The following is a 23094-nucleotide window of genomic DNA, read 5'->3' on the forward strand; positions in this document are numbered from 1 at the left end:
TTATATGTTACGAAAACGTTGGTTCCGGTGGTTAATCCCGGGCCTTAATATAAAACGTTGGCTTGCTCTCTATAGCTTGGGGGTAGGCTTATTAATCATAGGCATTTCACTATTATTTAACTATCAATGGTTATCGTATATAGAGGATATTGTTCTTGCCTATTCCTATTCCTTAACGGGATATTATAATTACAATGTATTGATTTTAGTGGGCGCAGTTCTTATTGGTATATCGGCTATTTTAATTTTAGTTGGTACGAGCAAGGTTATTAAAACCATTATCCGTGCTGTTTTACCAGATCCATCTAGCAAGGTATCAGATATTATCTTTCAAAATATCCGACTTGATAAAGGCCCTAAAATCGTCGTTATTGGTGGTGGTACGGGCTTATCCAATTTATTGCGCGGTTTGAAAGCTCACACATCTAATTTATCGGCTATCGTTACGGTTGCCGATGATGGCGGTTCTTCCGGTCGCTTGCGAGAAGATTTTAAAATGATTGCACCTGGCGATTTACGCAACTGTCTTGTAGCTCTTGCAGAACAAGAAGGTGTTATGGAAAATCTTTTTCGCTATCGTTTTGAAGGGAACAATGAGCTCTCTGGTCATAGCTTTGGGAATCTCTTTATCACTGCGTTGGCACAGGTTTATGATGGCGATATAGAGGAGGCCCTCGAAGCGGCTAGTAAATTATTGCGTGTCCGCGGTCGTGTCATTCCGTCATCTACAGAATTTATTCAACTCAGTGCTGAACTCATTGATGGCACAATTGTGGATGGTGAAAGTAATATTCCACACGCAGGAAAGAAGATTAAACGCGTATTTAGTAGTCCTGAACATCCAAAACCAGAAGGCGCTGCATTGCGCGCCATTGATGAAGCAGATGTTATCATATTAGGGCCTGGTAGTCTCTATACGAGTATTATTCCTAATTTATTGACCGACAAAATCGCGGACCATGTGCGCGCTAGTAAGGCCAATAAAATTTACATTGCCAATGTAATGACACAACCTGGTGAAACGTCAGGCTACACATTGGCTGATCACGTACAAGCTATCATCGACCATAGTGGAGGAGGCATCATCGATACGGTTCTCGCCAATGATGGACCTTTGCCAATTCAAATGGTAGAACAGTATAGCGCAGTTGGTTCAGAACCTGTGGCCATCGATTCTAAACGTTTACAAGACATGGGGATTCGCACGGTTAGAGCAACGCTCATTAGCCAAGAAAAACCGGCTATTCATGACCCAGAACGTTTAGGTAAGGTCCTTATGGATATCATATATGCTATGAAATCAGATATGGAACCACGGGTATTAGAATACTATTTACGCCGTGCTGATCATTAGAAAGGAAAACCTATGTCTTTTGCAGAAGATGTAAAAAATGAATTATGTGCCTATGAGCCTGAAACGGATACCGATGTGGCCATGAAAATTGAAGCATCCTGCTTATTGCGCATGGGTGGTTCCTTATTGCTCGGTATGAGGGGAGCTATCGGTATACGACTAGCCACTGCTAATAATGCGGTGGCTAGACGTTTGCTAGGCATACTTAAAAAACAATACGAATTGCCGACCCATGTTATGGTACGCCAAGGTTTAAATTTGCGGAAAAAGAATATGTATACATTAACCGTGGATCCATCACAAGAGGGGCGTCAAGCCTTAGAAGATTTGGCACTGTGGCCTGTTACCGAACAGTTGCCACGGAAGTGGTTACACTCGATGGAGGCGCGACGCGCCTTCTTGCGCGGCGCTTTTTTAGGGGGCGGATCCGTTAATAAACCACAAAGTGATTACCATCTTGAGTTTATGACGGGCAACGAAGCTTTTGCACGAGAAATTGTATATGTATTGAAATTATTTCACATTCATGCAGGCCTAACAGAGCGTAAAGAAGAATATGTGGTATATCTTAAAGAAGGCGATGCGGTAACAAATTGTTTACAGGTCATGGGTGCTCAATCGGCATTAATGGAATTTGAAAATGTACGCATCATGAAGACCGTTCGCAATCAGATCAATCGACAGGTAAATTGTGAGACTGCAAATTTACAAAAAACTGTAGATGCAGCGGTACGTCAAGTGAAAGCCATCCGTATATTGGATGAGCATATAGGTATTGATGCATTGCCGGATAAACTGAAAATTGTAGCTAGATTGCGCTGGAATAATCCGGAAGCAAGTTTAAAAGAATTAGAAGAAATGATGAATGGTACCTTATCTAAATCAGGTATTGGACATCGTTTGAAAAAGTTAGAAGCATTAGCCCTTACATATGATCCTATGGGGCTGGAAGAGGTTTAATATTATGTTATTTAAGAAAACATATAAGCTAGCGACAATGTTAGCAGTTATGGGAGCATTAACAGGTCATGCGGCAAGCGATATTGATTTGAACTCCATAGGATATTTTTCGTTTACTCCATTACCAGCGGAGTTACAAGCGCAGAAGGATACATTGCTATTATCTGATAGTCCTGAATATGTAGGTCCCGTAGGCGGCGTTTTAAGTGCTGGTAGCATTAATGGGAAAGGGCGTATCTACTTTTACCATGTAAATGAAATGGCTGAACCTCATAAGATTGCCATTATCTTGGAGAATACCGGTAATGAACCAAATGGTATTGCCGTGTTCCGTGAACTAAAATCCATCGCCACATCAGATTATTTTGCGGCGGGCCGCGATTTATCACGAAAGGAATTAGAGCAACCATTGACGGATAAACCATTGTATTCCTTTGTGATGCCTCCCAAAAGTCGTCAACTCGTATTTACCGATTTAGAACACTCCCCAATACCTAAAGATGCTTTATTTACAGGCATCGTAGATTTGCAAACAAGTGCTCCTGTATTTGCACGGGTTATGATGATTCCTATGAATCTGAACTCTATTGAGTCCTCGTATTGGGTGAATAATTTGCCTATAGACCATGTGCGGTTGCGTGGTACTTTCACCGGTGCTGAGCGCGAAATGGCAGTAACAAAAGAATATAATACCACATTAGGTGGCGCCTATGTGGAACTGGGCAATGATAGAGAAGACCGTTTTGTAGAGGGCGTGGATGAGCTCGATAATAAAGCCTATGTTAAGGACGCAGGGAACTATGGTATTTCTTATACCGTTAAAATTCCTACAAGTGGCGAGGACCCTTTCCGCCTCTATTTCAATCCATTAGGCGGCGGTTATTCTGGTTCTTTTACTGTGAAAGCACAACGTCGTTGGCAGAAGGCTCCTAGTGAAAGTATGACCTATCATATCGGTGGTGATGATGGTTTAATGGCATTAGGTCATAATACTGTATTAGATTCTCGATACATGGGGAACTATTACGGTGGCGATACGTTGACCATCGATTTCATGCCGGCTGGTGCTTCGAATTTACCAGTTCGTTTTTTACTGATTCCAGAAGCGTTAGCAAACCCTCAATATGCGCGCGTATTGGCTACTAATGAAGCTGGTCAGCGTGCATTAGAAGCAGAGGCACAAAAAGAAGCAGCCGAAGCAGCTAAGAAGGTGGCCATTGAAGAAAAATATGTAGCAGCGAAAACGCAAAAAGAAGAACAAGCTCATCAATTAGCAGAGGCAGCTAAATTAGCGGCTGAAAAGGCAGCTGCTGCTCATAAAGCGGCTCAAGATAGACAGGCTGAGCTTGATAAACGAGATGCAGAGGAACAAGCTAAACTTAAGGCAAAAGCCGATGCAGCTGCTGAACGAGCACGTGCTAAAGCGGAAGCTGATCGACAATTGGTTGAACAAAAAGCTAAGGCTGATGCCCAAAAAGCGGAAGCAGCACGCATTGCAGCAGAGCAAAAGGCGAAAGATGATGCGGCTAAGGCTGAAGCGGCTCGTATTGCAGCCGAACAAAAAGCCAAGGCTGATGCTCAAAAAGCAGAGGCAGCACGCATGGCAGCCGAACAAGCAGCTCGTGAAAAAGCGGAACGTGAGCAAGCTACTCGAGAAGCAGCCGAGCAAAAAGCTCGTGAATATGCAGCAAAATTAGAAGCACAACGGTTAGAAGCGCAGCGTAAGGCTGAAGAAGAACGCATTTTGGCTGAACAACGAGCTGAGGCTGCACGCATAGAGGCAGAACACAAAGCGGCAGAACAAGCGGCTAAAAACGAAGCAGAACGCCAAGAAGCGGCTAGAAAAGCAGAAGCGGCGCGTCAAGAGGCGGCTCGTCAGGCCGAGGAAAAACGCAAGGCTGCAGAAGCCAAAGCAGAGGCTGATCGAATTGCAGCCGAAGCAAAACGCACTGAAGAGGCTAGAAAAGCCGAAGAAGCTCGTCAGGAAGCATTGCGCAAGGCCGAAATGGCTCGACAAGAAGCCGCTCGTAAAGCTGAAGACGCTCGCCTAGCAGCTATTGCAAAAGCTCAAGAAGAAGCGCGTAAAGCCGAAGAACGTCGTATTGCAGAGGAAGCAAAACGGGCCGAAGAAGCGCGTAAAACCGAAGAAGCACGCCGTGCCGAAGAGGCTCGTAAGGCAGAGGCTGCAAGAATTGCGGAAGCAGAACGTATTGCGGAAGCCGCTCGACAAGCTGAGGAAGCTCGCATCCGCGAAGAAAATCGCGCTGCAGAAGCGGCACGTAAAGCAGAGCGTGAACGGATTGCGAAGGAACAAGCAGAAGCGGCTAGAAAAGCCGAAGAAGCTCGCCAATTGGCAGAAAAACGGTACCGTGAATACGAAATTGCTCAAGAACAAGCCAAAGAGGCACGCCGTCGTGCTGATATTCAACGGGAAGCTCAGAAAAAAGCAGCTCAACGGGCTGAAGAAATCCGCTTAGCTGCACAACGACAAATTATCGCTAAGCGAAACGCAGAAATTGCACGTCAAAAATTGGCAGAAGAACGTGAAGCAGCGCGTATTGCAGCACAAGGAGGTAAACGTCGTAGCTTTGCTGAGTTAGATGATGTTAATACATCTGCCGATCAAGATGAAGATACTACACAAAATGCGGTATCTATTGATCAGTTGACAAGAAAACAACAGTAAACGAATCGGTGAATTTACATATTAAATCGGATGCCTTTTGAGGCATCCGATTTATGTTTCTTCATGGGAATTACATTGACTTTCACAGGTAATTTCAGTACAATGAATAGAGATAAATGCAATATACAGTACGAGATACTGTAGCATTACAAAATCCCTTTTAAATTGGTCCAGAGAGGCTAAAAAAGGACATATAGTTGAAGCGCCCTCAAGGGCTTCTTTGTGCAAACTATTCGACCTTTTGCCCTGGGGCAAGAGGTCTTTTTTGTTATACGGTTAGGAGGCAATCATGGGACAAGTGAGCTTGCATGGCAAACATTTGTTAGGGTTACAACATGCTACACCTGAAGAAATTAAATTAATTCTAGATGTAGCGAAAAAGATGAAGAAGGTTGTTTTGTCTGATGACAAAAAAATCCCTTATTTGAAAGGTAAGGCGATTATCAATTTATTCATGGAACCTAGTACACGTACGCGTAGTTCTTTTGAACTAGCAGGTAAATATTTAGGGGCAGATGTAATCAATATTACACCAAGTGGTTCCTCTATGGGTAAGGGTGAAAGCTTCCGCGATACATTATTAACATTGTCCTATATGGGGACGGATGCCATCGTAATGCGCAGTAGTGCAGAAGGGGCTCCTCTCTATGCGACAAAAGCCGTTGATCCTATCATTATCAATGCTGGCGATGGTGCCCATGAACATCCAACACAAGCATTGCTCGATATGTTCTCCATCATTGAACGCAAAGGTTCATTAGAAGGTAAAAAAGTTGTTATTGTAGGCGATATTATGCATAGCCGTGTAGCTCGCTCCGATGTTTACGGCCTTACTAAAATGGGGGCCGACGTTCATTTGGCAGGTCCTCGTACTATGTTGTATCCTGAACTTGAAAAAATGGGTGTTACCATTCATCACGATGTGCGTGAAGCTGTGAAAGATGCAGACGTTGTCAATGTACTTCGCATTCAATTAGAACGCATTCACTCCGCTCTATATCCAACAAACCGCGAATATGCGCGTATCTTTGGTATCAATAAAGATGTATTAAGCCTAGCAAAAGACGATGTTATGGTTATGCATCCAGGCCCAATGAACCGTGGCCTTGAAATTTCCCCAGATGTAGCCTACTGGGATCAATCCGTAATTCAAGAACAAGTACGCAATGGTGTATCCGTTCGTATGGCTGTATTGTACTTAACAATTCATGGAGGTGACGGTAGTGAGCTTGCTTATTAAAAATGGTACGGTAGTCAATCCGGCAAAACAACAACATGAAGTAGCAGACGTTCTCGTGAAAGATGGTAAAATTGCAGCCATCGGTCAAAATTTAAGTGCAGATGGTGCTGAAGTATATGATGCAACAGGACTTATTGTAGCACCGGGTCTTATCGATATTCATACACATTTGCGCGAACCAGGACAAGAAGCAAAAGAAGATTTCCATTCTGGTACACAAGCGGCAGCTGCTGGTGGTTTTACACGCGTCGTGACCATGGCGAATACAACACCAGTAGTAGATAATGCGGCTCTTGTACGAGGTTTGAAAAAACAAGCTGAACTTACTGGTGTCGTAAAAGTAGAATTCATCGGTGCTGTATCCAAGAACCTTGAAGGTAAAGAACTTGCTGAATTAGGCGATATGGCTGAGGCTGGTGTTGTAGCGTATTCTGATGATGGACACTATGTAGAAAGTGCTGCTTTCATGCGTCGTGCGTTAGAATATTCATCCATGTTCAATAAAATGGTTATCGACCATGCAGAAGATATTAGCTTGACTAAAAATGGTCATATGCATGAAGGTTTCGTATCTTATGAAATGGGCGTTATCGGTCGTCCGGCTGTAGCCGAAGATTTGGCCGTAGCTCGCGATATCTTGTTAGCAGAAATGACAGGCGGTCATATTCATATCGCTCACGTAAGTAGTAAAAATACGGTCGATATGGTACGTCGTGCAAAGGCTAAAGGGGTTAATGTAACTTGTGAAGTAACGAGCCAACATTTATCCTTTACGGATGAATATTTACGCGAATATAATCCAGCTTTCAAAATGGCACCGCCAATTCGCTCCGAAGATCATCGTCAAGCATTGCTAGAAGGTTTGAAAGATGGCACTATCGATGCTATTATTACAGACCATGCACCACATGCATTTGAAGAAAAAGACCATGAATTCTGCTGTGCTCCAAATGGTTTTAGTGGTCTTGAAACATCCTTGGCCGGCGTTATTACAAATGCCTATGGGCCAGATAAACTTAGCATCGACCAAGTGGTGTACTACATGAGTACGCGCCCAGCTGAGTTAATGCATCTAGATGCAGGTGTTTTAGAAGTTGGTAAACCAGCAGATATTACAGTGTTCTCTACTACAGAACAATGGACTGTAGATAGAAATAAATTCTATACAAAAGGTAAAGTTAGCCCATTTGATGGCATGACTGTTACTGGTAAAGCAAAACTTACCGTTGTAGACGGTAATATCGTTATGAAGGAGGGCGTGGTCCTATAATGAAAGGCAAATTAGTTCTGGAAGACGGTTCCGTATTTGAAGGTTCCATATTGGGCGGCGCTCCAACAGTGGGCGAAGTCGTGTTCAACACGGGCATGACTGGGTATCAAGAAATCTTGACTGACCCATCCTATGCGGATCAAATTATAACATTAACATATCCATTGGTTGGTAACTATGGCACATTAAATGCTATTACACAAGGTCCTAAACCATACTGTAAAGGCTTTATTGTAGGTGAGTTGTGCGATTTCCCATCTAACTGGCAAAATGAAGGCTTGTTCAGTGAATATTTACGTCTACATGGCATTCCTTGCCTCTATGATGTAGATACGCGTGCTATTACGCGTACCATTCGTAACCATGGCGTTATGAAAGGCGTACTTGTGCGTGCTGATTATCCAATGGAAGATATTCAAAAATTATTTAAACAAGAATTGCCTACAGACCAAGTTATGCGTGTCACTACAAAATGGCAAGGCATGCGTGGCGATAAAAATGCAGAATTCCATGTGGCTGTAATGGATTATGGCGTAAAAGAAAACATCCTTCGCTCCTTAGAGGTTGCTGGTTGCCGTTTAACTGTATTCCCAGCAGATTCTAAAGCAGAAGATGTTCTTGCTGTTAATCCTGATGGTATTTTCTTGTCCAATGGCCCCGGAGACCCTCAAGATTTAGGTTATGCAGTAGAAGAAGTGAAGAAAATGTTTGGTAAGAAACCAATCTTTGGTATCTGCATGGGTCACCAAGTATTAGCACAAGCATACGGCGGCACTACATTCAAACTAAAATTTGGTCACCGTGGTTCTAATCACCCTGTACAAGATCTTCGCACAGGCCGCGTATATATTACATCTCAAAACCATGGCTTTGCCGTAGATGATACTTCTTTGCCTGATTATATTGAAATCACACATCGCAGTGTGAACGATGGTACTGTTGAAGGTATGCGCCATAAAGAATTGCCAATTTTCTCCGTACAATACCATCCAGAAGCGTCCCCTGGACCGACTGATAACCTATATTTGTTTGATGAATTTGAAGATATGATGAGAAAGGGAAAATAATATGACCACAGAAGCAAAAAAAGTACTCGTAATTGGTTCTGGTCCAATTATTATCGGCCAAGCAGCAGAATTCGACTATGCTGGTACACAAGCGTGCCGTTCCCTTCGTGAAGAAGGCTACAAGGTAGTATTGGTTAACTCCAACCCTGCAACAATCATGACAGATACAGATATTGCAGACCGCGTATATGTAGAACCTATTAGCCTTGAATTCGTAACAGAAGTTATAAAAAAAGAACGCCCTTGGGGCTTATTGGCAACATTGGGTGGCCAAGTAGGTCTAAATATGGCCGTTCAATTATCTGAAGCAGGTGTACTCGAAGAGTATGGTGTTAAACTACTTGGTACAACGCTAGAAGCTATTAAACATGCAGAAGACCGCGAACTTTTCAAGGAAGCGATGAAGGAAATCAATCAACCAGTTCCTGAATCTGACATCTTCAATGACCTTGAAGAGGCTGTAGCCTTTGCAAATCGCATCGGTTATCCTATCATCATCCGCCCTGCATACACATTGGGTGGTACTGGTGGCGGTATCGCTCATAATGAAGATGAAATGTATGAAATCACACGCCGTGGTTTGAAACTTTCACCAATTCACCAAATCTTGGCGGAACGTTCCGTTGCAGGTTGGAAAGAAATCGAATACGAAGTAATGCGCGATAGTGCAGATAACTGTATCATCGTATGTAACATGGAAAATATCGACCCTGTAGGCGTACATACGGGTGACTCCATCGTTGTGGCACCAAGCCAAACATTGAACGATATTCAATACCAAATGCTTCGTACTGCATCTGTAGATATCATTCGCTATTTGAAAATTGAAGGTGGTTGTAACGTACAATACGCATTGAATCCAGATAGTAACGAATATATCGTTATCGAAGTAAACCCTCGTGTATCTCGTTCCTCTGCGTTGGCGTCTAAGGCAACTGGTTATCCAATCGCGAAGGTAGCTGCAAAAATTGCAGTAGGTATGACATTGGATCAAATTACAAATGCTGTAACAGGCGAAACAAAAGCATGCTTCGAACCAACGCTTGACTATGTAGTAACTAAGTTCCCTCGTTGGCCATTTGAAAAATTCAATTTGGCAGACCGTACCTTGGGCACTCAAATGAAGGCGACTGGCGAAGTTATGGCCATCGACCGTACCTTGGAAGGTTCTTTATTGAAAGCTATTCGCTCCTTGGAAATCGGTTTAGACCACATTGAGCTTAAGAAAATCGCTCATGAGTCTATGGAACAATTGATTGAACGTTTACATTTAGTAGATGATGAACGTATCTATGTTGTGGCTGAAGCACTTCGCAAGGGGATTAGCGTAGAAAAAATCCACTACATTACTAAAATCGATACATTCTTCATTGAAAAAATCAAGAATATCGTCAATGTAGAAAAAGCGTTAACTGAACATGGTTTGACTCAAGATGTATTGCGTTTAGCTAAACGCTATTCTTTCCCTGATACTGTTATCGCACGCTATGCGAATACAACTGCAGAAGAAGTAAAAGCAAAACGCAAAGAATGGAATATTCTTCCAACCTATAAATATGTAGATACATGTGCTGCAGAATTCGAATCTAAAACACCATACTACTATAGTGCTTATGCACAAGAAGACGAAGTTAAACCACTAGGTGAAAAATCCGTTGTAGTACTTGGTTCCGGCCCAATTCGTATCGGTCAAGGTGTAGAGTTTGACTACTGCTCTGTGCATTCCTCTTGGGCACTTCGTAAAGCGGGTTACCAATCTATTATGATCAATAATAACCCAGAAACAGTGTCTACAGACTTCGATATTTCTGATTCTTTGTACTTCGAACCATTAACAGTGGACGATGTAATGGAAATCATTGATAAAGAACAACCAGCTGGCGTTATTGCTCAATTTGGTGGTCAAACGGCTATCAACTTAGCAGGTCCATTGGCTAAGCGTGGCGTAAAAATCCTCGGTACATCTGTAGATAGTATCGATATGGCAGAAGACCGTGAACGTTTTGACGAATTATTGGCAAAACTTGGTATTCCTCGTCCAGTAGGTGCTCTTGTAACTTCTGATGAAGAAGCGCAAGCAGCTGCTAAGAACTTAAAATACCCATTAATCGTTCGTCCTTCCTATGTATTGGGTGGTCGTGCCATGGAAATCGTATACAACGATAAAGAACTCGATGTATACATGAAGGAAGCCGTAGTAGCGTCCAAAGAACATCCGGTTCTTATCGACCGTTACATGGTTGGTATGGAAGTAGAGGTTGATGCTATTTCTGACGGTACTGACGTATGTATCCCTGGCATTATGGAACAAATCGAACGCGCCGGTGTTCACTCTGGTGACTCCATGGCGGTTTATCCAGCACAACATTTGAGCCAAGAAATTATCGATCAAATCGTAGATTATACACGTCGTATTGCAATTGGCCTTAATGTTAAGGGCGTTCTTAATATTCAATACATCGTGGCTGATGGCGAACTTAATGTAATTGAAGTTAACCCTCGTTCTAGCCGTACTGTACCATTTATTTCTAAGGTTACAGGTATTAATATGGTAGAATGTGCAACTCGAATTGCTCTTGGTGAAAGCTTAAACGATTTAGGCTTACCTTTAGGGCTTGTACCTAATAAACCATATGTAGCTGTAAAAGCACCAGTATTCTCCTTCTCCAAAATGGGTCTTGTAGAAATCGCTCTTGGACCTGAAATGAAATCTACTGGTGAAGTTATGGGGATTGGTCGTACCTATTCTGAAGCATTGTTTAAAGCTATTAATGGTGCCAACATGCGTATCCCAGAAGATGGTACAATTCTTATGACCGTAGCAGATCGCGACAAAGCAGAAGCTTGTGAACTTGCAAAAGGTTTCATCGACCTTGGCTATCACATCGAAGCGACTGGTGGTACAGGCAAATACTTCATCGAACATGGTGTTAATTGCAAGGTCGTTAATAAAATCCATGAAGGCGAAGACAACTGTGCTGACCACATTCGCCAAGATAAGGTGGATCTCGTACTTAATACATTGACAGCTGGTAAACGGCCTGAACGTGAAGGTTTCCAATTGCGCCGTCTCGCTGTAGAAATGGGTACACCATGCTTAACAAGTCTTGATACAGCTCGTGAAGTATTGCGCGTTGTAGCAAACCGTAAAGATGATGCTAACTACAATGTAGAAGCATTACAAGATTTTGAATTGGAGTAATACCATGAGTGGCTATGTAGAACAGGGCGAAGTCGTTCGCAATGAGCAAATAGGCTCTGATGTGTGGATTATGGATATTCACGCACCAAAACAAGCAGCAGAAGCAAAGGTAGGGCAGTTTTGTAATGTTCGCGTAGCGGATTCTACGGCGCCATTATTGCGTCGCCCTATTAGCTATGCTGGATTTGATGTACAAAAGGGTACGATTACCCTTTTGTACCGTGTCGTAGGTAAGGGGACGGATATTATGACTCGCCTCGTACCTGGTGATACATTAGATTGTTTAGGCCCGTTGGGCGAACCATTTGTAACATCTGAGAATATGCTTCTCGTTGGCGGTGGTGTCGGTATTGCACCGATGCTTTGTATTGCGTCCCATTTACAAAAGGGTGAATCTGCACAAGTTATCTTGGGTTTTAGAAATGAAAGCGAAACCTTCTGGGCTGATTTGTTCAAGGATACAACTGTACAGGTTCATATCACAACAGATGATGGCAGTGTAGGTACAAAGGGGTTCCCAACAGCTATTATGCCTGAACTAATTAATTCTAATACATTCACTTCCGTTATGACTTGTGGCCCTACACCGATGATGAAAGGTGTGGCTCAAGTGGCTAAAGAGCTCAATGTACCTTGCCAAGTGTCCTTAGAAGAACGGATGGGCTGTGGTACAGGTGGTTGTTTAGGCTGTGCTTGTGATGGCGTGGGTGGTAAGCGCTATAAGGTTTGTAAAGATGGTCCTGTATTCCCAGCTGAGGAGGTGTTCTTTTAATGAGTGAACGCGATTTAAATAACACCGTTACACCAAACCCAAAACTCGCCATCGATTATTGCGGTATTAAGATGAAAAATCCTATTATCGCTGCATCTGGTACCTTTGGAAATGGTCCTGAATACGCTGGTTATCTAGACCTTAGTAATGAGGTGGGGGCTATCTCTGTGAAAGGATTAACGCCTAAAGGTCGTCATGGTAATCCGGGCCCGCGTATTGCAGAAACTCCATCTGGTGTATTGAACTGCATTGGCCTTGAAAATCCTGGAGCAGAACATTTTGTTACGGATATTTTGCCAGAACTTAAGAAATATGATGTACCGCTACTAGCTAATATGTCTGCTGGTACAGTAGAGGAATTTGCTTGGATGGCAGAAACACTATCTGTGGATGGTATTGCAGGCCTTGAAGTCAATGTATCATGTCCAAATGTAGAGAGTGAAGGTATGGCATTTGGCGTAGACCCAAAGGTTGTTGAACAAGTAACTAAAGCGGTTCGTAAAGTAACCGATAAGCCGGTTATCGTAAAACTTTCACCAAATGTAACAGATATCGTGGAAATTGCAAAGGCTGTAGAAGCCGGTGGTGGTAATGGGGTTAGCCTCATTAATACATTGTTAGGCATGGCTATTGATATTCACCGTCGCAAACCATTGTTAGGTAATATTTATGGCGGTCTATCTGGTCCAGCAGTAAAACCTGTGGCGCTTCGCATGGTTCACCAAGTCTATAAAGGGGTTACTATTCCTATTATTGGCCTTGGTGGTATCATGAGTGGTACAGATGCTATCGAATTTATGATGGCCGGTGCCCAGGCCGTACAAGTTGGTACCGCTACGATGGTTGATCCAATCGCGATTTCTCGTATTGCTCGTGAAATGGGCGATTATGTGGAACGATATAATCTAAACAGTATTACTGATATTATTGGTGCCGTACATCAATCATAGTCGAGCTATAACAAAAGCAGGAATTGGCGATGCCAGTTCCTGCTTTTTTGTGTATATGTAATTATTTCGTATCAATATTGGTAAATGTATTATACGTAGGCTTTATAGAAATCTATAAATTGTTGTGCCACCGGTGAAAGGGCATGACCTTTTAAGGTTATGAATGCTTTTTTGTAGTCACCGGAAAATTCAGGTAATTTAATGCGTGACATTTTGCGGTGATTTACCATTTCTTTGGCATCCATTGGGACCAGTGCTACCGTACGACCGGATGATGCCCATTCAATGGCCGATGTTTTGGTAGTCGTAATAGCGCTCACATTTAGATGTTCCATATCTGTTAAGGATGATTGCATAATCATTCTTACGGACCCACCAGATAAGGAGAGAGGGCATTGTTTAATATCATCCCAGGTGATGGTATCGTGTTCGCGATCAGTCCAGAACACATCGCGTCTAAATAATGCGTATAGATGTTCCTCTTGGGTTAAAAGAATATCAAATTTATCAGTATCTACCATTTGGATATTAGCAATTCCAATTTCTGCACTGCCACTGATGAGCTGTTTTACGACATTGGTCATGAGTCCTTCGTAAATTTCAAAGTGTACAGATGGATATTTCATGGAGAATGCCGGCAAATATTGTTGTACGATGGGGGTGGAACGGGATGCAGAGGTAGCGATGCGCAGCGTACCTTCGATACGTGAATTTAACTGTTGTACTGCATTATACGTAGATTCTTCAATAGAACATAATTGCTGTGCTTTTTCATAAAAAATTTTACCTGCATCGGTAAGTTGTAAATTGGAACCCCGTTGACCTCGTTTAATATTGATGAGCTGAGCGCCAAATTCTGCCTCTAAATATTTTAACTGCTTACTCAAAGCCGGTTGTGTAATGTGGAGAATTTCTGCAGCTTGTGTCATGTTTCCTGTTTGAACAAGGGTTATAAAATTGTGATAATACGATGTGTCCATAAAATCCCCCTTTAATACACAAATCATGATAATTAAAATTTATAACTAATAAAGGAATAGTTATTTTACCTTTTAAGAAATGTCATATATACTATACACATCAAGAGAATTAAAGCACATAAAAAGTTGTTTTAATAATCTCATCAATATTTTTGATATAGTTGCAGTGACTAGGAAAGTGAGTACTACTATGGGCGTAGTAAAAAGAACATTAAGTAAAGCAATTCGTAATTGGGAAGCACGTAGATTAATGACAGCACATAATGCTGGTGTTAGTCGTAAAAAACAATTAGAACGCGTATGGCCACATCCATTGACAACTGAAAAACGTCATGAAATGAATCAAGGCCTTACTGGTTTAGTTCATAATGGCAACTAATTAGTTAGTGTACGAATTGATTGAACACTTAATCTAGTGGTAATACCACTTCGATAGCATCTAATACATTACAAGTAGCAGCTCCATGACTCATGTCTTGGAGCTCTTTTTGTATCCGTTCTATATCGATAGGTGGCACTAAAATCGTAAGATCTATTTTTTCTCCAAAGGTAGCCTCATAATGTAGTTGTGCATCCTGTAGATAGCGTTCTATTGTGCCATATAGTGCATAGTCAATAATCGCTTGTAATTGTATTCTTGTGGTATGCAATTCCTTTGGTGCAAGACGCAATGTTTCAGCAACGGAGTGGGAGTATGCTCGGATTAATCCACCAGCCCCTAGTTTTATACCGCCAAAGTAGCGTGTTACCACAACGGCTACATTTGTAATACCTGTCTTTTTCAAGACTTCTAGCATAGGCTTTCCAGCAGTGCCCGATGGTTCACCATTATCGGACGAGCGTTGTTGTTCTTGCTTTGGTCCTAATGCGAAGGCCGTACAATTATGCCGAGCATCCCAAAACTCTTTATTGATACGGGCGATAAAAGATTGCGCATCCTCTTCGGTACTACATGGATATACGGTAGTGATAAATCTGGATTTCTCCACTACATATTCATGGCGGAATTCTTTGGCAATGGATATGAATTCCACGGTAGGGCTAGTTGTATCTGGCATTTCCTCACCTCCATTCTTATTTTTACCACTATAGTATTTATTCATCATCATCACTTTATTATAAGCTATTTATAAAGGTAATGTATAGATTATGAGCGATAATGTTTAATAATATATATATTTATTTACACAATATATAGCACTACAATCGCAATTATTAATTCCCTTACAGAAAAGGAATAACCCTCTAGTTTTAGTAGGATATTGACGAATTGAGAATCTATGTTATTATAAATAGTAGATATATGAGTATTAGTTCATGTAATAAATATTACAAATATACTGTATTTATCATATTTTATGAATCTCTGATTTGAATTGTTTCGAAGGAAGTTATATATGAGTACAAAAAAACAAGAGTTTGACATTACGGGCATGCATTGTGCAGCCTGTGTAAAACGCGTTGAAAACGTCGTATCCAAGGTGGATGGCGTAGCTTCTGTAAAGGTTAACCTACTAACCCGTAAGGGGAGCGTAGAGTTTAAGGATGGCGCTACTGTAGAACCACAACAAATTATCGATGCCATAACGAATATCGGTTTTGGTGCTACTGAAGCGGATGAAACGAAACAGGAAATAGAAAAGGTTAATTTAAAACCACATATTACACGCCTTATTATTGCGGCTTGTATGGCGGTACCGATGATGATCAACATGACCTTGCATCGTTTTGGTATTCAAGCGTTGCCGGTTTGGGTTGAATTTGTATTAGCCACTATCGCTCAATTTGGCCCGGGTCTCATGTTCTATAAGAGTGCATGGAGTGCCGTAAAGAATGGGGCTCTTACGATGGATGTCCTCGTTGTTATGGGTACGAGTGTGGCGTATTTGTTCAGTATTTACAATTGGCAGTTCCATCCAGAACTTGGTCCTCATGGTATTTACTTTGAAACCTCTGCATGGCTTATCACATTTATTCTTCTAGGTAAATTGTTAGAAGAGGTAGCCAAGGGGCGTACGTCTGAAGCGCTTCAAAAACTAATTGCTTTGCAACCGGCAACGGCTCATGTATTGCGCGATGGTGAATTTGTAGATATTCCTACCTCTAAGGTGGTAGCTGGCGATGTATTACAAGTGCGCGCCGGTGAAAAGATTCCTGTAGACGGTACTATTACAGAAGGTTACTCTACCGTTGATGAAGCTATGCTTACAGGTGAAAGCTTACCTGTAGAAAAACAAGTGGGCTCTGAGGTTATTGGGGCGACTATCAATTTAAGTGGTGCTTTCACAATGGAAGCAAAGCGCATTGGTAGCGACACGATGTTATCTCAAATTATCAAGGTCGTAGAGGAAGCTCAAACATCTAAAGCAAGCATTCAACGTATTGCGGATATTGTGGCTCAATACTTTGTACCAACTGTTATTGGCCTTGCTGTCCTAACTGGTCTCGTGTGGTACTTTATTGTAGGCGATTCTATCAATGTAGCCTTTATTAATGCGACCGCTGTTCTAGTAATCGCTTGTCCTTGTGCGCTTGGCCTTGCTACACCGACATCCATCATGGTAGGTTCTGGCCTTGGCGCAGAACATGGTGTTCTCATCAAGAGTGCGGAATATCTTGAAAAGGCCGGTAAACTCAATGCTATCGTTATGGATAAAACAGGTACTCTTACACAAGGCGTGCTCGATGTAACGGAATTCAAAAACTATAGTGGTGATGAAAGTGTGAACATGTCCATCATGATGGCTCTTGAAAGCGGCACATCGCATCCGATTGCTAAGGCTATGGTTTATTATGGTGAAGATCATGGCTACAAGGGGAAGGCTGTTGAACTTGAAAGCTTTGGCGATGTACCGGGTAAAGGCTTGCAAGGTGCCTACCAAGGTGTATCTGTACAACTTGGTCATAGCCGTTGGATGAGTGAACTCGGTTATGATTTATCTAAGGTGCAAGATGATATTCAACATTTTGAAGAACAAGGTGCATCTGTATCTGTTCTCGCTGTAGATGGTGTCATCAGTGCATTATGGGCTGTAGAAGATGAATTGCGTCCTGAAACTATTGAGGTTGTAAAAGAACTACAGTCTCAAGGCATCGATGTATGGATGCTTACCGGTGATAATCGCCGTACAGCTCAATATATTGCAAAACAAGCAGGCATTACTCATGTAATTGCTGAAGTGTTGCCTCAAGATAAGGCTAGCAAGGTAAAAGAATTGCAAGATAAAGGCCTTGTAGTTGGTATGGTTGGCGATGGTATCAACGATGCTCCAGCTCTTGTAACTGCAGATATCGGCTTTGCTATCGGCAGTGGTACAGATATCGCCGTAGAAGCAGCAGATATCGTTTTGGTACGCAATGATTTGCATACATTGGTACAAGCTGTACGTCTTAGCCGTAAGACGATGACCAATATTAAACAAAATTTATTCTGGGCATTGATCTTTAACTGTATCGGTATTCCTTTGGCTGCTGTAGGTGCCTTGAATCCTATGATTGCAGGTACTGCGATGGCATTTAGCTCCGTTACAGTAGTAAGTAATTCACTTCGCTTAAAACGCGCTAAGATTTAAACGGCAAATAAGTTATAATATTGATAAAGCACCTATGCAGTTGTATAGGTGCTTTGTTTTACTTGGGTGTCATATTTAATTCCTATAAAGCTGGTATTTTTAAATAGTGTATGATTTGTTATACTGAGTATAGTTATTGATAATAGGAAGAAAGGATCTTGATTATGAAATTAAAGACTCGTGATATTGTATATATAGGCTTTATTGCTGCCTTATGTGCAGTAGCAACAACGATTCGCATTGAAATACCAGGTGGGGCCATGGTTCATTTAGGTTCCGCTGCTCTCTTTACCACATCTATTCTCTTTGGTGGTTTATATGGTGGTTTAGGTGCGGCTATTGGTTCCGCATTATTTGATCTTTTTGGTGGACATACGCAATACATTGTATTCTCTTTCTTTATTAAAGGTATTGCAGGTCTTATTGTAGGTGGTATGACAGCAGGTTACTTGCCTCCATCCATTACAAAGCCGACAGCATCCTTTACACGCATTTTGATAGCTCTTATTATTGGTACCATTTGGACTGCCTTTGGTTATTTCCTTGCATGGTGGTTTGTTCTTGAAAGTGCAGCCGTAGCAGCTAGCAAAATTCAATACTCCTTGATTACAAGTGCTGCAGGTATTGTGGTGGCTATTATATTGACACCAAAACTACAAAAGGTAGTACGTAGATTATTTACTAAAAAATAATTATCAAGGCTTGATTTTATATTTGCATTATTTTGTTTTTAACGTAATTCAAAGATTAGATGCGTATATAATGGATTATGTTACTATTATTATTGCTGTTTTGGAGACCGCACTAGGCGCAATTGGGACATTATTAGTACAATAGTTTATTAATAAGCAACAATATAAATTAGATTATTATAGAAACATTATTGATAAGCGTTTTAAAGCTTATGAAAGGGTTGAGGTTTTGTTTAGATTAATAATGAGTTGCTATGGCTGTTCAATGGGAATGATTAATAAAATTGTTTATGATATTACTAATGATCCAGATTCCTATAATGATGTGAGAAAACAATATGATTCTATTTTTGAGATGTCAATGTAGATAAATGATAAAACAGGTGAGTTATTAGCGAGATTTAATGAGTTAATAGTATGCTATAAATATTATATTGAGCATTTAGATATAGATAATAGATATTTATATTTTAAAGATTATTATAATAAGTATATTGGCTGTATGTATATTCCTCTTATTACTGAATATACTGAACTATTTAATAAAAGATTAGATAAAAATACTATTATAAAATATATTGTGTAGAGGCAAACTCTATAGCTCATCAATTAGAAAAGAGTTTAGCTAATGATTACAAATTATTTGAGGATGTAGAACGGTTTTTAAATAGGTATAATAAATAAACTTATTATTTCATTCATTAGAAAATATATAGTAATATTTGTCGAGTATATTATTTAGGGAGAATAAAATGGAAAATATTACTGAAACATCTGTAACAGAATTAATATATGACAAGTGGATATTTAAGCTAGAGATTCCTGATAGATATTGGATTAAATTAGAACCTATAGAAGGGTCATTAGCTAAAATTGAAGAAACAATAGCACGTAATATAAAAAGATTAAAGTCTCTGAAGTTGGAAAATAATGAATTTAGACCTTTTAATGAATGGGTTTATATTGAAAATACAATTAATGCTATTATTGACAGGATATCTTTCGTTGTTGATCAGTACAAAGAATATGATGAGAAGGAATTAGTCCCAGAAAAAGAGATTTTGGTACAACTCGCAAATGGTACAGTAAATATTGTAGAAGAGAATGGTAAATATTTTACCACTATTACTGTGAATTCTTATTGTGACTTAGATCAATCATATGAGTTGATAATCAAGTTTATAGAATCATTTCGGAAAAATTATAAGAATGATTCGTATTTTGAAACTGCTGTGAATAACTTTATTACTATTAATAAAGATAAAAATTGTGTGGGATATTATTTCGCTAGATCTGATTATTATGAAAATTTACCTGCATTGTTTTGGATGGAGAATTTTTTAAAACTACTAATTTTGACACTTCCTCAGTTGAAGCAGAATTGAAAAAACTACAAGGGTTTATAAAGTCAGAATATGATGAAGCTTCAAAAATTCAAAAAAATAGTAAAAATTTTTTTGATGAGAGCATAGATGATATTAAACAAAAATTTTCTAAGTTAAATGATAATGTCATTGAAGCTGAAAAGCGTTTAAAAGACTTAGAAGAGGCATATAAAGAGAAGTTAAAGCTTGAAGCTCCAGAAGAATTATGGAATAGTCGTGCAAATGATCAAGAAAGTTCTATTTTTACATGGGGGGCCTTGACAATAGTTACGATAATAGGACTAATTACATTGTTAAGTCAATATTTGATTCCATCAATTTTACAGGGCATACCAAGTGGAAGCTATTGGATTAATCCTACCTCTATGATGTTTCTTGCTACAGCATTTATGATTTATATAATTAAAGTTGAAATTAAGTTTTGGACATCTTCTTGGCATCTAAAAAAAGTATATCAACAAAAAGCTGCTTTAACTCGATTTTATCAGGCTTTAATCGCTGATGGAAAAAATATTAATGAAGAAGAACGCCTATTAATTATGAAAGCATTGTTTAGTGAGGTAAATACAGGTTTGGTTAGTAATTCTGAAAAATCTGATCTAGATGTGGTAATAAATTCTATCCTAAAAAAATAATATTCTGTTTTTAGTTTGATATCTAAATAAAAATAGAAGAAAGACCACCATTACTAATTTTTGTGATGGTGGTCTTTTAGCATTACTTAATTTTCATGTATTAATTTAAATTTTTAAAAATTACAAAGGTCGTTTAAGTTCTCTGCCATGGTAGGATGTGTGAAGATTTGATTTTTGAAATATGTATATGGAATGTTGTTATCCATAGCCATTTTAATGAGGTTAATCAACTCTTCAGCACCTTGAGAATAAAGTGTAGCACCAAGGATTAAATCGTTATCTACATTTACTACAATTTTAAAAGCACCTTTTAAATAGTCGTTTACATGAGCTCTTGGCATGGTAGCTACGAGCATTTCTTTAGTTTTAACAGTATAGCCTTTGTTGATAGCCTCTTCTTCTGTAAGACCAACACGAGCCAGTGGAGGTGTTAAGAATGTTGTGTAAGGAATATTTTTGCGATCTTTTAATGTGTATTGGCCATTACCTGTAAGAGCACCAAATACAATGCGGAAGTCATCGAGAGAAATATACGTAAATTGAGGACCACCATTTACATCGCCTACTGCATATACACCTGGGACGGAGCTTTCACAAGTATCATTGACTACGATAGCACCTCGTTCATTAGTTGTGATATCCGTATTTTCTAAACCGATGTTAGTAGTGTTCGGTCTGCGACCTGTAGCATATAAAACAGCGTCAAAGGTATAGTTTTGATTATTGGCAGTGATAACGGGCTTTTTTCCATCATTAGATACAGAATTTAATGTTACATCATTTAGAATATTAATACCTTGCTCCGCTAAGTATTCATTCGATAATTCTTGAACAATAGGTTCTTCGCGTTTTAGAATTTTGGCATCAATATTGAATATGGTAACCTTTGTACCCAGTTTAGCGTATAAGCTAGCAAATTCAAGGCCAATAGGACCAGCACCGATAACGCCTAGTGTACTTGGTTGAGGCGATAATTGTTGAATTTCTGTGCTGTTATAGAAGCCTGTTGCTGCGCTGATGCCATCAATGTTAGGCTTAATCGCTACAGCACCAGTGTTAATAATAATTGTTTCACCAGATAAGATGATTTTGTCTTCCCCAGCTGTAACGGCGATTTCTTTATTACTAATGAATTCACCATGTCCAGTATATACATCGACATGTTCATTAGTGTCTAGCATAGCGAAGTTTTTATTGCGTAAACGAGATGTAACTACCTCGCGTTGGTTTAATACTTGATCGTAAGATAAGCCTTTTGATGCGGCTATAATCATCGTCTTAGTAGGTATACATGCGATATTAATACATGTGCCACCATACATGAGTGGATTTTCTTCAATCATAGCTACGGCTTTGCCCATGGAGCCAAATTTAGCTGCTAATGTTTTACCGGCTTTGCCGAAACCTAGGACGATAAGATCATAATGTTTGGTATTCATACAATACCTCCTATCTTTTATATTGAAAATATTAGATATAAATATTATAACATGTTGTTATAACTTATAAAAGAATAAAGTAGCATATGGAGGTTTAGATAAGTGCTAAATATTGACTAAACATAAAATTTCATGATAGATTCATATAATAGGGGGTGTTAATATGAAACGATTTATTTTTAGCTTATTCTTTTTGTTGCAAGCTTTAATCTGTGTTCAAGTAGTTAATGCTGAGTGGGTTGATACTACAAGTGATGGTGAGTTTAAGTATTACATTGATCGATCTTCTGTTAATTATGTGAGTACACATAATCCTGCGTATTATGTAGCACGAATAAAATTAGAAGCGATAAATACACCTTATTACATTATTACCAATATATATGTATATAAAACTAATGCATTTGAATTTTCTGTGGGGGAAGTTTATCATAAATTAAATGGACAAAAGATTCAGGAAGTAAACGCTGTTAGTGTAACGCCTATAAAATCTGGAAGTGTTATAGATAAATTGGCAAATAGAATAGTTGAAATAGATAATAATCAGCAGCAGTATATTAAGAATGAAAGGCTAAAGAAAGCACAAGAAGAAGAAAAGAAACAAAAACAAGAAAAAATGAAGGGAAAAGTTATAGGTGCTTTTACTTTGGGAATTGTAGCATTTATTGTAAGAGTTATTTACTATAAGTATAAAAAACATCAGAATTCTTCAAGTGATTGAATATAATATGAATAAAACTTTATTTGAATAATATGTTTGTTATAAAACTCACATAATAAAAAAATTATAATAAAAATATATTGGATAAGTGTTAAGTGTTAAGTGTTTATACTTGACACTTATTTTTTTTTACTGTATAGTATGTAAAGTAATATGACTTGACAGTGAT

The 23094-nt window shown here is 39.6% G+C and carries 18 protein-coding genes; 15 read left to right on the top strand and 3 right to left on the bottom strand.

Going from position 1 to position 23094, the window contains the following annotated elements; genetic code table 11:
• Positions 1–4 precede the first annotated feature (4 nt).
• The 9 genes from yvcK (at position 5) to HMPREF1477_RS09265 (ending at position 13501) form a co-directional block, all read left to right on the top strand.
• Positions 5–1354 carry a uridine diphosphate-N-acetylglucosamine-binding protein YvcK gene (yvcK, locus tag HMPREF1477_RS09225; RefSeq protein ID WP_016476618.1) on the top strand — a complete coding sequence of 450 codons (1350 nt, stop codon included), beginning with the start codon at positions 5–7 and terminating at the stop codon, positions 1352–1354.
• 12 nt (positions 1355–1366) lie between these two features.
• The gene (whiA, locus tag HMPREF1477_RS09230) at positions 1367–2314 is read left to right on the top strand and encodes a DNA-binding protein WhiA (RefSeq protein WP_005383011.1); all 948 of its coding nucleotides are present in this window, start codon (positions 1367–1369) and stop codon (positions 2312–2314) included.
• Between the two features lie 4 nt (positions 2315–2318).
• Positions 2319–5000 (top strand): hypothetical protein, encoded by a 2682-nt coding sequence (locus HMPREF1477_RS09235; protein ID WP_016476619.1) that lies wholly within the window; start codon positions 2319–2321, stop codon positions 4998–5000.
• 289 nt (positions 5001–5289) lie between these two features.
• Positions 5290–6240 carry an aspartate carbamoyltransferase catalytic subunit gene (locus HMPREF1477_RS09240; protein WP_005377928.1) on the top strand — a complete coding sequence of 317 codons (951 nt, stop codon included), beginning with the start codon at positions 5290–5292 and terminating at the stop codon, positions 6238–6240.
• Entirely contained in the window at positions 6224–7510 is a 1287-nt protein-coding gene (locus tag HMPREF1477_RS09245; RefSeq protein WP_016476620.1) for a dihydroorotase, read from the top strand. The genes HMPREF1477_RS09240 and HMPREF1477_RS09245 overlap by 17 nt, the downstream gene beginning before the upstream one ends.
• A complete protein-coding gene (gene carA, locus HMPREF1477_RS09250; RefSeq protein ID WP_016476621.1) occupies positions 7510–8577 on the top strand; it encodes a glutamine-hydrolyzing carbamoyl-phosphate synthase small subunit in 1068 nt (355 codons plus the stop codon). The genes HMPREF1477_RS09245 and carA overlap by 1 nt, the downstream gene beginning before the upstream one ends.
• Before the next feature lies 1 nt (position 8578).
• Complete coding sequence (gene carB, locus HMPREF1477_RS09255) at positions 8579–11779, top strand: carbamoyl-phosphate synthase large subunit (protein ID WP_016476622.1); 3201 nt, start codon at positions 8579–8581, stop codon at positions 11777–11779.
• 4 nt (positions 11780–11783) lie between these two features.
• A complete protein-coding gene (locus tag HMPREF1477_RS09260) occupies positions 11784–12551 on the top strand; it encodes a dihydroorotate dehydrogenase electron transfer subunit (protein ID WP_016476623.1) in 768 nt (255 codons plus the stop codon).
• A complete protein-coding gene (locus tag HMPREF1477_RS09265) occupies positions 12551–13501 on the top strand; it encodes a dihydroorotate dehydrogenase (RefSeq protein ID WP_016476624.1) in 951 nt (316 codons plus the stop codon). The genes HMPREF1477_RS09260 and HMPREF1477_RS09265 overlap by 1 nt, the downstream gene beginning before the upstream one ends.
• An 89-nt stretch (positions 13502–13590) precedes the next feature.
• Here the strand turns inward: HMPREF1477_RS09265 and HMPREF1477_RS09270 are convergent, their stop codons facing one another.
• Positions 13591–14481, bottom strand: a complete 891-nt coding sequence (locus HMPREF1477_RS09270) for a LysR family transcriptional regulator (protein ID WP_016476625.1) — start codon at positions 14479–14481, stop codon at positions 13591–13593.
• A 190-nt stretch (positions 14482–14671) separates the two neighbouring features.
• Between HMPREF1477_RS09270 and HMPREF1477_RS09275 the strand changes: the two genes are divergently transcribed.
• Entirely contained in the window at positions 14672–14860 is a 189-nt protein-coding gene (locus HMPREF1477_RS09275; RefSeq protein ID WP_016476626.1) for a hypothetical protein, read from the top strand.
• Positions 14861–14888: 28 nt separating this feature from the next.
• On the opposite strand, the gene HMPREF1477_RS09280 is transcribed toward HMPREF1477_RS09275, so the two are convergent.
• Positions 14889–15539, bottom strand: coding sequence for a YigZ family protein (locus tag HMPREF1477_RS09280; RefSeq protein ID WP_016476627.1), 651 nt, complete (start codon positions 15537–15539; stop codon positions 14889–14891).
• Positions 15540–15878: 339 nt separating this feature from the next.
• Between HMPREF1477_RS09280 and HMPREF1477_RS09285 the strand changes: the two genes are divergently transcribed.
• From HMPREF1477_RS09285 to HMPREF1477_RS09300, 4 genes are all read left to right on the top strand, one after another.
• Positions 15879–18053 (top strand): cation-translocating P-type ATPase, encoded by a 2175-nt coding sequence (locus tag HMPREF1477_RS09285; RefSeq protein WP_016476628.1) that lies wholly within the window; start codon positions 15879–15881, stop codon positions 18051–18053.
• 164 nt (positions 18054–18217) lie between these two features.
• A complete protein-coding gene (locus HMPREF1477_RS09290) occupies positions 18218–18745 on the top strand; it encodes an ECF transporter S component (RefSeq protein ID WP_016476629.1) in 528 nt (175 codons plus the stop codon).
• A gap of 752 nt (positions 18746–19497) precedes the next feature.
• A complete protein-coding gene (locus HMPREF1477_RS09295; protein ID WP_016476630.1) occupies positions 19498–20130 on the top strand; it encodes a hypothetical protein in 633 nt (210 codons plus the stop codon).
• Complete coding sequence (locus tag HMPREF1477_RS09300; RefSeq protein WP_038148161.1) at positions 20127–20765, top strand: DUF6161 domain-containing protein; 639 nt, start codon at positions 20127–20129, stop codon at positions 20763–20765. Before HMPREF1477_RS09295 ends, HMPREF1477_RS09300 begins: the two co-directional genes overlap by 4 nt.
• 113 nt (positions 20766–20878) lie before the next feature.
• Here the strand turns inward: HMPREF1477_RS09300 and HMPREF1477_RS09305 are convergent, their stop codons facing one another.
• Entirely contained in the window at positions 20879–22204 is a 1326-nt protein-coding gene (locus tag HMPREF1477_RS09305) for an FAD-containing oxidoreductase (protein WP_016476632.1), read from the bottom strand.
• 163 nt (positions 22205–22367) lie between these two features.
• Here HMPREF1477_RS09305 and HMPREF1477_RS09310 point away from each other — a divergent pair, with 163 nt between their 5' ends.
• A complete protein-coding gene (locus tag HMPREF1477_RS09310; protein ID WP_016476633.1) occupies positions 22368–22925 on the top strand; it encodes a hypothetical protein in 558 nt (185 codons plus the stop codon).
• Positions 22926–23094 lie beyond the last annotated feature (169 nt).

Source organism: Veillonella sp. HPA0037, from assembly GCF_000411535.1.
Classification (GTDB): domain Bacteria; phylum Bacillota; class Negativicutes; order Veillonellales; family Veillonellaceae; genus Veillonella; species Veillonella atypica.

Excerpts from the sequence above, each read along its gene's own strand:
- HMPREF1477_RS09305 (WP_016476632.1), bottom strand. The coding sequence starts at position 22,204 with ATGAATACCAAACATTATGATCTTATCGTCCTAGGTTTCGGCAAAGCC.
- HMPREF1477_RS09235 (WP_016476619.1), top strand. The coding sequence starts at position 2,319 with ATGTTATTTAAGAAAACATATAAGCTAGCGACAATGTTAGCAGTTATG.
- HMPREF1477_RS09280 (WP_016476627.1), bottom strand. The coding sequence starts at position 15,539 with ATGCCAGATACAACTAGCCCTACCGTGGAATTCATATCCATTGCCAAA.
- carB (WP_016476622.1), top strand. The coding sequence starts at position 8,579 with ATGACCACAGAAGCAAAAAAAGTACTCGTAATTGGTTCTGGTCCAATT.
- HMPREF1477_RS09275 (WP_016476626.1), top strand. The coding sequence starts at position 14,672 with ATGGGCGTAGTAAAAAGAACATTAAGTAAAGCAATTCGTAATTGGGAA.
- yvcK (WP_016476618.1), top strand. The coding sequence starts at position 5 with ATGTTACGAAAACGTTGGTTCCGGTGGTTAATCCCGGGCCTTAATATA.
- whiA (WP_005383011.1), top strand. The coding sequence starts at position 1,367 with ATGTCTTTTGCAGAAGATGTAAAAAATGAATTATGTGCCTATGAGCCT.
- HMPREF1477_RS09270 (WP_016476625.1), bottom strand. The coding sequence starts at position 14,481 with ATGGACACATCGTATTATCACAATTTTATAACCCTTGTTCAAACAGGA.
- HMPREF1477_RS09285 (WP_016476628.1), top strand. The coding sequence starts at position 15,879 with ATGAGTACAAAAAAACAAGAGTTTGACATTACGGGCATGCATTGTGCA.
- HMPREF1477_RS09260 (WP_016476623.1), top strand. The coding sequence starts at position 11,784 with ATGAGTGGCTATGTAGAACAGGGCGAAGTCGTTCGCAATGAGCAAATA.
- HMPREF1477_RS09295 (WP_016476630.1), top strand. The coding sequence starts at position 19,498 with ATGGAAAATATTACTGAAACATCTGTAACAGAATTAATATATGACAAG.
- HMPREF1477_RS09240 (WP_005377928.1), top strand. The coding sequence starts at position 5,290 with ATGGGACAAGTGAGCTTGCATGGCAAACATTTGTTAGGGTTACAACAT.
- carA (WP_016476621.1), top strand. The coding sequence starts at position 7,510 with ATGAAAGGCAAATTAGTTCTGGAAGACGGTTCCGTATTTGAAGGTTCC.
- HMPREF1477_RS09290 (WP_016476629.1), top strand. The coding sequence starts at position 18,218 with ATGAAATTAAAGACTCGTGATATTGTATATATAGGCTTTATTGCTGCC.
- HMPREF1477_RS09310 (WP_016476633.1), top strand. The coding sequence starts at position 22,368 with ATGAAACGATTTATTTTTAGCTTATTCTTTTTGTTGCAAGCTTTAATC.
- HMPREF1477_RS09265 (WP_016476624.1), top strand. The coding sequence starts at position 12,551 with ATGAGTGAACGCGATTTAAATAACACCGTTACACCAAACCCAAAACTC.